This window comes from Nonomuraea bangladeshensis, assembly GCF_039529455.1.
In the GTDB taxonomy this organism is placed as follows: domain Bacteria; phylum Actinomycetota; class Actinomycetes; order Streptosporangiales; family Streptosporangiaceae; genus Nonomuraea; species Nonomuraea bangladeshensis.
Window position 1 is genome coordinate 586,448 of sequence record NZ_BAAAMV010000004.1, and the last position, 11,650, is coordinate 598,097.

An 11,650-nucleotide genomic window follows, 5' to 3' on the forward strand; every position below is an offset into this window, starting at 1 on the left:
CGACCATCCTCATGGAAACGGCAAGGAAACAACCGCAGCTCTACTACTGATCCGCATGACGTACCGAACTTCACTGACGGCACTGGCCTTGGCGCTGGCGGGGTTGGCGGCGTATCCTTCCGCGGCGGGTGCCACCGCTACCGTCGCCGTGAGCGCGAGCGCCAGCGCGAACCCCAGCTCCAGCTCCGGCATGTCTTCCGTGCAGTGGAAATCCTGCCCGGCCTACTCCGATGAGGTGATCCGCGGCCTGGGCGTGGCGGAGGACAAGGTTGCGGCGTTCCGCTCCTTGATGACGCGCCTGGAGTGCGGCACGGTCGGCGTCCCGCTGAACCATCGTGACCCCAGCGGGCGGAAGATCGACATCGCGGTGACCCGGCTGGCCGCCACGGACGAGGCCCACCGGCTCGGCGCCATCGCCGTCCTCCCGGGCGGGCCGGGCAACAGCGGATACCTGGACCCGGTCCTGCGGGCTGCGCTCAGGAACGAGGAGATGGCGGGGCTCAACAAGCGATACGACATCATCGGCTTCGACCCGCGCGGGGTCGGGTACAGCACCAAGGTCGCCTGCGCCTTCTCGCCGAACGGCCCGCAGGAGCCCGGCACGCTGACCAGGGAGGCGGCCAGGAAGATATACGACGCCCAGGTCGCCGCCAACCAGAAGTGCGGACGCTCTGACCCCGCCTTCCTCGGACAGCTCACCACCGAGAACGTGGCCAAGGACCTGGACCTGGTACGGACCGCGCTGGGCGAGAGCGAGCTCAACCTGCTCGGCTTCTCCTGGGGCACCCATCTGGGCATGGTGTTCCGCAGCCTGTTCCCGGGGCACACCGGACGGGCCTTCCTGGACAGCGTGGCGCCGCCGTGGACCCGCATCGACGAGCACGCCAAGGACAGCGCGGAGGCGGCCGAGCGTAACTTCGGGCGCATGGCCGCCTGGCTGGCCCGCCGCGACGCCACCTACGGTCTCGGGCCCACCGCACGGAAGGTGCGCGAGGAGGTGGCGAAGCTGGTCCGCACGTACGACAAGAGCCCCAAGATCTACACCGACCTGCAGCGGCCCATCGACGGCTCGGCCATCGCCGACCTGGCCAGGCGCAACTCGACCGAGTGGGTGCGCGCGGGCAAGGCGCTGGCCGAACTGCGGACGGTGACGGGCACCACCGCCCCGCCCACCGTCAAGGAGCTGCTCGGCGCACCGATGATGGGGACGCCCGTGCCCGGCGCGCCCGAAACACTGAACATGACCATGAACTTGGCCGTCGCGTGCAACGAGGACGGCAGCCGGGCCGGTTTCGACACCGCCTGGCGTGACCACCAGCAGCTCGTGAAGCGCCATCCGGCGACCGGCCGGTCCTGGGGACTGCCTGTCATGTGTCCCGGCTGGCCGCTGCCGGTGCAGCAGGCCACGTTGAAGCGGGGCAACGGGTCACTGGTGCTGGCGGGGCACCTGCACGAGTTCATGTCCGTCTACGACTGGACGCTGCAGACGCGGCGCGCCATCGGCGGCACCGTCTACACGGTCGCCGACGACGTGCACGTGTCGACCACCCGGGTGCCCAAGTGCGCCGCCGACGTGGTGCGGTACTTCGAGACGGGCCAGATCGGCAGAGGTTGCGACGGCAGCGCAATCCCGGGCTGACCATCGGTTACGGCCCGGCGACCCGCCACGGGTCGCCGGCGCGATGTCCTGGCGGCGACGTCGAGGCTCACGGCTCGCCCGCCCGGGACCACGGCGAGCGCCCGGTTCATTCAATCCCTGGAGTGGTCATGATGTCCGCCGGTAACTGCGGGTGACGAAGATCTGCTGGCGGGCGTATTGCTGAAGGCCTGGTTGGACATGTCGACCACTGCGCCGTGGTGCGGCCGACACCGAGGGATGGCAGGCAGCCCACCGGCTGGTCGCCCGACTGCCCAAAGACGCCCGCCTTGTCTCCAGCAACGAGCCGAAGGCATGGCAGACCCTGGGGGGCGATGACGCGGTCGTACGTGATCGACGGTTCGACGAGGTCACCCGCGTGGAGCCATGGGAAGGCGACTATCGCGAGTTGCGGCGCGCGTACGTGGAAGGCGCGGATCACGCGGACTGGGAGCCGCGAGCCGAGGTCGCCAAGCGCTTCGACGCAGGGATCACCGAGCATCTCGCACTTGCCGGCGGGCGCCCGCTCGTGGTGGCGACGCACGGCATGGCGATGACTGTTTGGGTGATGACTCGGCTGGGCCTGGAGAGCGCCGGCGACTTCTGGGCGCACCTTCGCTTTCCTGACGCGCATCTGGTCGACCTGGGCGCGGGCACCGTCGAGCGAGCCTTCACCCTCTGAAGATCACCAGAAGGACCAAGAGGCGATTGAGCGCGCGGCAGCCGAGCTTCGATCACTCAAACGTCGATGAGAATCGCTCAACCTTCGCTGCGACGGAACATGAAACGACAAGATCCCGCCTATCGCGATGATCAGACGGGATCCCGTCGACTTCCGTCCGGCCGTCTCATGAACGGCCCTCCTCGACGGCCTGGCGGCTCGACTGCGCTGACGGCCCGTCCAGCCGGTGACGGCCACATGAGGGAGTGTTGAACACTTCCCGCCCGCTCTGTCCCATTTGACGATCATGCCGACACAATGTCGCCGTGATCCGATTTCTCCTGATGTATCTGCGTGCCTTGCTGATCGGCTGCCTGGCGACGGCCGGGCTGCTGTCGTTCTCCGGCGCCGCCACGGCGGCCACGCAGCCGCCGGCGGGGAAGCCGCCGTACGCGCTGCTCCAAATGAACCTCTGCCTCAGCGGCTACGCCGGTTGCTACGCCAAGACGCAGTACCCGAAGATCCTCGACGAGACGGTGGAGCGCATCCAGGCCAACGACGTCAACGCCGTCACCCTCAACGAGGCGTGCAGCGGCGACGTGGCCCAGATCGCCGAGCGCACCGGCTACCACTACCGCTTCGCCACGATCATTTACAACGGCGCGCCGCTGGCCTGCAAGACCCCGGCCGGGCGCGGTGAGTTCGGCAACGCCGTGCTCACCAAGGAGGCGATCCACGCCGCCGAGGACGCGCCGTACTCCGTCTTCAGCGGCGTCGAGCAGCGGCGCTGGCTCTGCGTGACGACCGCCCGCCGCGTGGACGTGTGCACCAGCCACCTGTCCACCGACGGCGAGGCCGCCGGCTCGGCCAACTCCACCCAGTGCGGCGAACTCGCCCAGGTGCTCGCCACCCGCGCGGGCCGCCCGGTCGTCTTCGCCGGGGACGTCAACCGCCGGGCGTCGTGCGCCCCCGAGGGCCTGTGGACGCTGACCGACGCGGCCGCGAGCCAGGCTCCCGGTATCCAGCACGCCTACGGCAACCTGACGGGGGTGCGGCTGGAGATCGAGCGGACCACGTACACCGATCACGACGCCCTCGTGATCCGCGGTGGCCTGCCGAAGCTCGCCTGATCAGGCGGCATATTCGCCGGCGTACGCGCCAGTGGCCGGGTTGACAGCACGGGTGACCGCGATGCCCGTGCCCGCCGACCTGGCCCACCTGGTGTCCGGGACCCGGGTGCTGGACGGCGACGCGGCGCCGAGAGGGCTGCCGCAACCCGCCGGCGATCTGCTGGTCATGCCCGACAGGGCGTGCTGGCCGGCTGGACCCGAGACGCGCGGACGGCAGGGGACACCGCCCGCCGGACACCGCCCGCCGGACACCGCCCGCCGGTGAGGTGCTCAGCCTCGGCCTGGCTTCAGGCGCCGTGCCGGGTGTCACCTCGGCTGGGGGGAGCTGCTGAAGCGCGCTGTGGCGAAGCTGGTGGGTGGACTACGTGACCGGCCACGGCGACCTCATGGGCTTTGTCAGCGCGGGCGATCGCCCGCCCGCAGGATGTCGGTGATCTCGTCCACCGCAGGACCTCGCCCCGGTGTCGCCTTGGGCGCGGTGATGGACACCTTGGCCTGCCAGTTCCAGAATCGCGTGACCAGGCGCACCGAGCGGATCCGGTTGTCCCCCAGCCCGATGGAGTCGGCCTTCGTGGTCGTCTGGAAGTGCCAGCCGAGCCGGTCCGGCAGGCCACGGTCGTCGTACAGGTATTGCCACCAGATCTCATCCGTGCCAACGGCCGAAGTGCCCGCCGCCTCGCGGAAGGTGGGGGAGACCCGGTAGAGCTCCTTGAGGGTGATCGTGCCGCTACGGGTGTAGATGCGCTGGTTGCGGCCGGTGGTGCGGTTCTTGTGCCATGGCGTGACCGATGAGCGGTCCGCGGTGGACAGCAGCTTGGCCAGGGTGGCCGGCTCCAGCACGTTGATGATCTGGTCACCGTACGCTGCGGCGCCCCCGCCGGCGCGGCCGGTACGGAGCCACGTGCGGGATTTCGGCAGCAGGTGGTAGAGCCAGCCCTTCGTGCTGATCATGCGCGTCGTTCCAGCGGATTTGAGCAGGCCGGCGAAATAGGCGTCTCCCTTGGCCGCCTCCTGCTTCATCAAGACCTGTCCGCTCAACTGCACGACGCGGGTGATTTCGGAGGCCGTCACGCCGGTGGCGCCCAGTAGGAGCTTGCCGGTGCCCTTCAGGCCGACACCGCCGGATATCTGCTCGCGAGTGGCGTCGTTCTGCCAGAACAGATCGGTGCCGGTGCTGCCAAGAAACTCCAGCGTGACCCCGGCATTGCGGGCCAGAAGGGCCCGTACGGCGGCCACCGGGTCGGGAGCCGCGGCGGCATGGGCGGTCGCGGGGACCGCGGTGGCGAGAGCCAGAGTCGCTATGAGGGCTTTCATGTCCTGTCCAGGGAGGGGATCCAAGATCGCCGCCCATTGTGGCGGAGTGTGGAAGGGCTGTCGATCTCCTTGACCGCCGGTCGACACCGGGAGCGCCGAAAGCAGCGACAGAAGGCAGAGGAAAGTCTCCACCGAACCCGGGGTGATTCGGAGCCGCTTGGAGCTCGACGGGGATTCAGCCTGGTGTTTTGGTCCTGAACTCGAACCCAGGAGTGCTCGATGGCGCGGCCTGCGTCCCGGCGATCTTCCCATCCACACACAACCACGAGCGAGCGCAGCACTCCAGCGATATGGTTCGCGATCGCCCGGGAGGTCCTGATTGGCTGGGCGCGTGAGAACCCAGCGGTGTGATTGGGCAGAGCTCCCGGTCATCGTGAGGCGCGCAGTCGAACATCGGTTGGGTGCCGGCTTCCAGGGCTTCGAGGAGCGTCAAGGTGGCTTCTCCTTCGGCGTGCTCGGCGTCGCGACGCTGTCCACGGGGGAGCAGGTGTTCATCAAGGCCGTACGCGACGATGCGGCCAACGTGCAGGACTACCGGACCGAGGCTGCTGTCGCCACCGCGTTGCCCCCGGCGGTGCCCACGCCAAGGTTGCGATTCTCGTGTGAGCTGGCCGGGTGGCTACTGCTGTGCTTCGATGTCGCGCCGGGCGCGCTGCCGCACGAACCGTGGCGGCCCGAGGAGTTGTCGGCCGCCTTGGAGGCGGTGACTGAGTGCGCTCTGCAGTTGACGCCCTCGCCGATCGGCGGCCTGCCGACACTGGGCCAGCAGATGGCCGGGCGGTGTGAGATCTGGCGGGAACTGAGGCGAAACGGCGCCCTTGGCACGGTCACCGTTGACAGCATCGGCGAATGGGAACGCAAACACCTGTCCCGCCTCGCCTCCGTCGAAGCGACGTGGGCCGAGCTTGCCGTCGGCGATACGCTCCTGCACTTCGACCTGCGCTTCGACAACGTCATCGTCAGCCCGCGCAGGACCGCGCAGGTGGTCGACTGGGGGCGTGCCTGCATCGGCCCGGCCTGGGGCGATCTGGTCTGCCTGCTGTTGCAGTCCGATCTGGGCAACCTTCACCCCGACGACATCTTCTCGGGTCACCTGGTCGGCCGAGCCGCTGAGCCCACGCAGGTCGACGCCTTCCTCGTCGCGTTGGCCGGCTACTGGACCCACACGGCATCGCTTCCAGGTCCCGCCCATGCCCCGCATCTGCGGGACCGGCGGGAGCACTCACGGCGAGCGACGATCGGCTGGCTCCGACGCCGCTGGTCCCCAGGTGATTCCCAGAGGTAGTTGCGTGATGAGTCTTCAAAGGGCGCCGGCGTGGTTGCCGTGGCGGTCCTCGACACGGTGCACTGAGCAGCAGGCGCGAAGACCGGGACGTTGGAGGGCTCGTTGACGACAAATGAGGACGGAACGGACGCGAGGCAGGTGTTCATGGCACTGCCGACCCGAACGGATGACGACAGGACGTTGTTGCCGTCGCGTCCGAACGGCGCTGCTCGAACATCTGCGAACGGGCACCGACGGGGAGCGGGCCGGCGCTGCGCGAGCGTGGTACTGGTCGGCTCTGCCGCTTCGGCTCAGCCACGTGCGAGCGGAGACTTCGAGCACCGAGAGCCCGGCAGAGCCAGACGACCCGTCGGCCCTGATGCGGGAGTGGCACCAGGCCGCACTCCGGGAGTTCGTGAGCAACGAGCACCTGGACGTCCGGCGATGCATTCTCCCCGTGCTGCCGCTCTGGCGATCCGCGTACCCGCCGGAGCTGCATGACCTCGTGGACGCGGCGGTGTCGATCGCCCGCTCGCACCCGGACGGGTACATCCGCCATCGCGTGGAACTCCAGGTCCGTGGTTGACCACGTCTCACGTCAACGTTCTGCCCATCAGCGTGCAGACTGTCGCATAGCGCCGGATCACGCCGTCCGGGCCTTCGGCATCCCATGCGTCGGGCTCGCTGCCATGGGCGACGTAGCCGAGTCGTTCGTACAGCGCTCTCGCACGAGGATTGCTCTCCTCGACGCTCAGCTCCGCGCGGTGCAGTCCCCTGGCGATGATGCGCTGCTCGGCCGCGTGAACCAGAACGGTCCCGATGCCGCAGGACTGCAGAGCGGGGAGCACGGCCAGTTGCCAAAGAGTTCCCGCTCCTGGGCTCATCTCATAGTCCACGCCGCCGATCCCCACCGGCCGGCCGGACGGGGGACAGACGGCCAGGTAGTCCACGACGCCGCTCCGCGCGCGCTCGAGCTCCCGCGCGACGTAAGTCAGGTGCAGAGCCGAACCGGACCACGAACACCACTGCAGATCCTCCTGGGTCAGATCACGCACTGACAAATTGACGACGACAGCCGGCATCGACAGCACCTCCTTGCCGGACAGCGTCTCTGCCAGGGCCTTCACCTGGCAACCGAGTTCTCAAGCGCCGGCGCGGCGAGCCCCGCGCTGAAGCTGAGGAGGCTCAGCGCTCCGCTTCCGCGAAGGGTCCGTGGCCGAGGACGGCGAGCAGCCGCAGTTTCTCGAAGTCCTCGGTGCGCGGCGCGGCGGTGAGCACGAGCAGCGTCTGGGACTGGTCCTCGGTGAACAGCGCCTGGCAGTCCAGCTCGATCGGCCCGATCTCGGGATGGACCAGCGTCTTGTGGTCCTCGAACCGCCGGACGACCTCGTGCCGTGCCCAGAGCTCGGCGAACTCCTCGCTCGTCCTCTGCAGGACGCGGACGAGCTCGCCGGCCCGCGACCGGGGCCCGCGCAGGCCGTACGCGACGCGCAGGTTCGCGACCTGGGCCCGGCTCTGCCGGTCGCGGTCGGCCTCGGGGTAGAGCGTGCGCTCTGAGGGGTCGGTGAACCAGCGGTAGATCGCGCTGCGCGCCAGGCCGGTGTGCTTGGCGGCGTCCCCGAACAGGGCGGCGGCCGGTCTGTTCTGCACCAGCGTCTCGGCCAGGTCGGACAGGATGAGCGCCGGGGTGTCGTCGAGCCGGTCGAGCACCCGCAGCAGCGCGGGCGCGACGTGCGTCGAGGCGGACAGCGTCGCGGGCGCGTTGTGCCCGGCGATTCGGTACAGGTAGTCGCGCTCGTCGCCGGTCAGCCGCAGCGCGCGGGCGAGGGAGGCCAGCATCTGCTCGCTGGGCTGGGGGCCGCGCCGCTGCTCAAGCCGCGTGTAGTAGTCGGTCGACATGACGGCGAGGGAGGCGACCTCCTCGCGCCGCAGCCCGGGGGCCCGGCGGCGGGCGCCCTCGGGCAGGCCGACGTCCCCGGGCTGGAGCGCCTCGCGGCGGCGGCGCAGGAAGTCGGCCAGTGCTGCACGGTCCATATGACCGATTATGGGGTGCGGCCGCCGGGCGAGGCAGGGATCGCCGATCCCCCGATGACCCATCTCTGCCTGCGCCTCGACGGGTTGGGAACGATCGGTACATGCACATTTCCGGAAACACCATTTTCATCCCCGGCTCCACCAGCGGCATCGGCCTCGCTCTCGCCCTTGAGCTGCAGGCCAGGGGGAACACCGTCATCGTCGGCGGCCGGCGCGCCGAACTGCTCGAACGGATCGCGGCCGAGCACCCCGGCATCCACACCGTCCAGATCGACACCACCGACCCGGCGAGCATCGCGGACGCCGCCAAGCGGGTGCTCGCCGCGCATCCGGACCTCAACGTCCTGGTGACGATGGCCGGCGTGATGCGCGTCGAGGACTGGCGCGACCCCGCGACGTTCCTCGCCACCGCCGAGGAGACCGTGATCACGAACGTGCTCGGCCCGATCAGGCTCATCGCCGCGTTCGTCGAGCACCTGCGCGAGCGGCCGGACGCCACGATCATGACGGTCTCCTCGGGCCTGGCGTTCGCGCCGCTCAAGGCCACGCCGAGCTACAACGCCTCGAAGGCGGCCATCCACATGCTCAGCGAGTCGATCCGGCTGCAGCTGGCCGGCACGTCGGTGAAGGTCGTGGAGCTCGTGCCGCCGTCCGTCCGCACCGCGCTGCTGCCGGGGCAGGAGGACAACGAGCACGCCATGCCGCTCGACGCGTTCGTGGCGGAGGTGGTCGGGCTGATCGAGGCTCAGCCCGACGCGAAGGAGATCCAGGTCGAACGGGTGAAGTTCCTGCGCTACGGCGAGGCCCGCGGCGACTACGACCAGGTGGTCGAGACGCTCAACGCCGCCGACCCGCACGGCAAGTAGGCCGGGCGGTACGGGCCCGCGCGCCCGCGCCATGACGCGCACGGCGCTACCCGGCCGGTGGTCACCGCGCCCCCGCGCCATGACGCGCAGGGCGCACCTCGGCCGGTGGTCACCGCGCCCCCGCGAGCTCCGCCACGGTCGCGGCGACCTCGTCGACCTCGTCCTCGGTGTTGTAGTAGTGCGGCGACAGGCGCACGCACCAGTCCACGTCCTTGTCGCCGAAGTCGTACTGGGCGAACTCGCGGAAGCTGAGCGCCGAGTTGATCTTCCGGGCGTCCAGGGCGGCCTTGAACGGCTGGGGCTGCCGGCCGTCGATGGCGAAGGTGACCAGCGCGCCCAGCCGGGCGCCCCGGTCGAGCACGCGCACCCCGGGCACCTCGGCCAGCGACCGGCGCAGCCGGGCGGCCAGCGCGGGGGTGCGGTCGGCGATGACGTCCAGGCCGACCTGCCGGGCGTAGCGCGCGGCCTCGGCGCATCCCAGCACGGCGGCGTAGGGGAACTCCCAGTCCTCGAAGCGGGCGGCCGTCTCCACCGGCTGGTAGCGGTCCTCCGCCACCCAGCGCGCGCCGTACATGTCGATGAACAGCGGTTCGTATCCGGCGCGCAGGACGCGGTCGGCGACGTAGAGGAAGCCCGTGCCCCGTGGTCCGCGCAGGAACTTGCGGCAGGTGGAGGTGAGCAGGTCGCAGCCGATCTCCTCGACGTCGATCGGGTACTGGCCGAGCGACTGGCAGGCGTCGACGAGGTAGAGCAGGTCCAGCTCGCGGCAGTGCCGGCCGATCTCGGCGACCGGCTGGACGAGACCGGAGTTGGTGGGGATGTGGGTGGCGGCGACCAGCCGGGGCCGGTGCTCGCGCATGAGCGCGGCCATGGCGTCCACGTCCACCCCGCCCTCCGGGACGTCGGGCGCGTGGATCACGCGCACACCGTGGCGCTTGCGCAGTGACAGGAAGGCGATCTGGTTGGAGATGAAGTCGTTGCGGGTGGTCAGGATCACATCGTCGCGCTCGAAGGGGATCGCCGACAGCGCGGTGGTGTAGGCGTGGGTGGCGCTGCTGGCGAAGGCGATGTTGCCGGGGCCGCAGTTGATCAGGGCGGCCAGTTCGTCGTAGAAGCCCCGCACCTGCTCGGTCCGGGCGGCCGCCGCCTCGTAGCCGCCGATCTGCGCTTCCAGCCGCAGATGGTCGAGCATCGCGGTCAGCACGGACGCCGGCGCGAGGCCGCAGCCGGCGTTGTTGAAGTGCACGACGTTCGCGACGCCCGGCGTGTCGGCCCGCAGGACCAGTAGTGATTCTGGGTTAAGGACAGAAGTGCTACCGTCATTCCTCATGAACGAGGGTAGCACTTCTGGCGAATTGGCGGCGAGCCTGCGCGCGCTGGTGGCCGGCCTGGCTCCCGGCGATCGGCTGCCCAGCAGCCGCGAGCTGACCGAGAAACACCGGGTCGGTCCCGGTACGGTCTCGCGCGCCATCGCGACGCTGGCCGCCGAAGGGCTGGTGGTGACCAGGCCCGGCTCCGGCACGTTCGCCGCGCCGCGCCGCCGCGGGCCGGGCGACGAGGCCGCCGACACCTCCTGGCAGGCGGTCGCGCTGGCCGGACGTGACTACGACACGGCCAACGCCCTCGAAGCCGCGCAGTCCCTCCCGGCTCAAGGGATCGCCATGTCGGGCGGCTACCTGCACGAATCCCTCCAGCCCGTACGGGCCCTGAGTGCCGCCCTGGCCCGCGCGGCCCGGCGGCCCGACGCCTGGCGCCGCGCGCCGAGCGCCGGCCTGGAGTCCCTGCGGACGATCTTCGCGAGGCAGATCGGCGCCGGCCTCACCCCGCAGGACGTGCTGATCACCGGTGGCGGCCAGAGCGCGCTGTCCATGCTGTTCCGGGCGATCGTCGCGCCCGGCAGCCCGGTCCTGATGGAGTCGCCCACCTACCCGGGCGCACTGAACGCGGCCCGGGCCGCCGGGCTGCGGCCGGTCCCGGTGCCCATGGACGACGAAGGCATCCGCCTCGACCTGCTCGCCGACGCCTTCGCCATGACCGGCGCCCGGCTGCTGTACTGCCAGCCCACCTTCCACAACCCCACCGGCACGGTGCTCGCGGCCGAACGGCGCGCCCGGATCGGCGACGTCGCCCACGCGGCGGGCGCCTTCCTCATCGAGGACGACTTCGCCCGCCACCTCGGTCACGGCCGCCCCGTGCCCCCACCGCTGATCACCGGCGACCGCCACGGCACGGTGATCCAGCTCACCTCGCTCACCAAACCCGCCTCGCCCAGCCTGCGCATCGGGGCCGTCGCCGCCCGCGGGCCGGTGATGCGCAGGCTCCAGGGCATGCGCTACGTGGACGACTTCTTCATCGCCCGCCCCCTCCAGGAAGCCGCCGTCGAACTGCTCAGCGCCCCCGCGTGGCACCGTCACCTGCAGGCCCTCGCGGCCTCCCTGTTCGAACGATGCGCCGTGCTGGCCGGCAGCCTCGCCCGGGACCTGCCCGAATGGCACCTCACCCGGCTCCCGGCCGGCGGCCTGCACCTGTGGGTCCGCCTGCCCCCGGGATCGGACGACGCCGCGGTCGCCGAGGCGGCCCGCGCCCGCGGCGTCACCGTCAACGCCGGACACCGCTTCTTCCCGGCGGAGCCGGCCGGTCCCTGCCTGCGGCTCAGCTTCGCGGCCGCGGCCGATCCGGCCGAGCTGGCCGAGGGCGTCCGCCTGCTCCGATCGGGGAACGCGACCTGAAGATCCGCAGGGCGGC

12 protein-coding genes are annotated in these 11,650 nt (G+C 70.4%); 8 read left to right on the plus strand and 4 right to left on the minus strand.

Annotated features, from left to right (window positions below; translation table 11 throughout):
- Positions 1-148: 148 nt before the first annotated feature.
- The 4 genes from ABD292_RS14620 to ABD292_RS14635 all read left to right on the plus strand — a co-directional run bounded on the left by ABD292_RS14620 (position 149) and on the right by ABD292_RS14635 (position 3,692).
- Positions 149-1,639 carry an alpha/beta fold hydrolase gene (locus ABD292_RS14620; RefSeq protein WP_344207724.1) on the plus strand — a complete coding sequence of 497 codons (1,491 nt, stop codon included), beginning with the start codon at positions 149-151 and terminating at the stop codon, positions 1,637-1,639.
- 208 nt (positions 1,640-1,847) lie between these two features.
- Positions 1,848-2,318: a histidine phosphatase family protein gene (locus tag ABD292_RS14625; protein ID WP_344207955.1), complete on the plus strand. Its 471-nt coding sequence runs from the start codon at positions 1,848-1,850 to the stop codon at positions 2,316-2,318.
- Positions 2,319-2,623: 305 nt separating this feature from the next.
- On the plus strand, positions 2,624-3,427 hold the full coding sequence (locus tag ABD292_RS14630; protein WP_344207725.1) for an endonuclease/exonuclease/phosphatase family protein: 804 nt from the start codon (positions 2,624-2,626) through the stop codon (positions 3,425-3,427).
- 61 nt (positions 3,428-3,488) lie between these two features.
- Complete coding sequence (locus ABD292_RS14635; protein WP_344207726.1) at positions 3,489-3,692, plus strand: hypothetical protein; 204 nt, start codon at positions 3,489-3,491, stop codon at positions 3,690-3,692.
- A 131-nt stretch (positions 3,693-3,823) separates the two neighbouring features.
- On the opposite strand, the gene ABD292_RS14640 is transcribed toward ABD292_RS14635, so the two are convergent.
- Positions 3,824-4,741 carry a hypothetical protein gene (locus tag ABD292_RS14640; protein ID WP_344207727.1) on the minus strand — a complete coding sequence of 306 codons (918 nt, stop codon included), beginning with the start codon at positions 4,739-4,741 and terminating at the stop codon, positions 3,824-3,826.
- Between the two features lie 373 nt (positions 4,742-5,114).
- On the opposite strand from ABD292_RS14640, the gene ABD292_RS14645 reads away from it, so the two are divergent.
- Both ABD292_RS14645 and ABD292_RS14650 read left to right on the plus strand, forming a co-directional pair.
- Positions 5,115-6,026, plus strand: coding sequence for a phosphotransferase family protein (locus ABD292_RS14645; RefSeq protein WP_344207728.1), 912 nt, complete (start codon positions 5,115-5,117; stop codon positions 6,024-6,026).
- Positions 6,027-6,324: 298 nt separating this feature from the next.
- Complete coding sequence (locus ABD292_RS14650) at positions 6,325-6,591, plus strand: hypothetical protein (RefSeq protein ID WP_344207729.1); 267 nt, start codon at positions 6,325-6,327, stop codon at positions 6,589-6,591.
- A gap of 7 nt (positions 6,592-6,598) precedes the next feature.
- On the opposite strand, the gene ABD292_RS14655 is transcribed toward ABD292_RS14650, so the two are convergent.
- Together ABD292_RS14655 and ABD292_RS14660 are read right to left on the minus strand one after the other, a co-directional pair.
- Positions 6,599-7,132, minus strand: coding sequence for a GNAT family N-acetyltransferase (locus ABD292_RS14655; protein WP_344207730.1), 534 nt, complete (start codon positions 7,130-7,132; stop codon positions 6,599-6,601).
- A 58-nt stretch (positions 7,133-7,190) separates the two neighbouring features.
- A complete protein-coding gene (locus ABD292_RS14660; RefSeq protein ID WP_344207731.1) occupies positions 7,191-8,039 on the minus strand; it encodes a helix-turn-helix transcriptional regulator in 849 nt (282 codons plus the stop codon).
- Between the two features lie 101 nt (positions 8,040-8,140).
- Between ABD292_RS14660 and ABD292_RS14665 the strand changes: the two genes are divergently transcribed.
- Entirely contained in the window at positions 8,141-8,905 is a 765-nt protein-coding gene (locus ABD292_RS14665; protein WP_344207732.1) for an SDR family oxidoreductase, read from the plus strand.
- 109 nt (positions 8,906-9,014) lie between these two features.
- Here ABD292_RS14665 and ABD292_RS14670 read toward each other — a convergent pair whose 3' ends face one another.
- On the minus strand, positions 9,015-10,235 hold the full coding sequence (locus ABD292_RS14670; RefSeq protein ID WP_344207733.1) for an aminotransferase class V-fold PLP-dependent enzyme: 1,221 nt from the start codon (positions 10,233-10,235) through the stop codon (positions 9,015-9,017).
- Here ABD292_RS14670 and ABD292_RS14675 point away from each other — a divergent pair.
- Positions 10,234-11,634 carry an aminotransferase-like domain-containing protein gene (locus ABD292_RS14675; RefSeq protein ID WP_344207734.1) on the plus strand — a complete coding sequence of 467 codons (1,401 nt, stop codon included), beginning with the start codon at positions 10,234-10,236 and terminating at the stop codon, positions 11,632-11,634. The two genes, ABD292_RS14670 and ABD292_RS14675, sit on opposite strands and share 2 nt — an antisense overlap.
- Positions 11,635-11,650: the final 16 nt, after the last annotated feature.

Coding starts and splice junctions, on each gene's coding strand:
- ABD292_RS14635 (WP_344207726.1), top strand. CDS start 3,489: ATGCCCGTGCCCGCCGACCTGGCCCACCTGGTGTCCGGGACCCGGGTG.
- ABD292_RS14640 (WP_344207727.1), bottom strand. CDS start 4,741: ATGAAAGCCCTCATAGCGACTCTGGCTCTCGCCACCGCGGTCCCCGCG.
- ABD292_RS14660 (WP_344207731.1), bottom strand. CDS start 8,039: ATGGACCGTGCAGCACTGGCCGACTTCCTGCGCCGCCGCCGCGAGGCG.
- ABD292_RS14665 (WP_344207732.1), top strand. CDS start 8,141: ATGCACATTTCCGGAAACACCATTTTCATCCCCGGCTCCACCAGCGGC.
- ABD292_RS14675 (WP_344207734.1), top strand. CDS start 10,234: ATGAACGAGGGTAGCACTTCTGGCGAATTGGCGGCGAGCCTGCGCGCG.
- ABD292_RS14670 (WP_344207733.1), bottom strand. CDS start 10,235: ATGAGGAATGACGGTAGCACTTCTGTCCTTAACCCAGAATCACTACTG.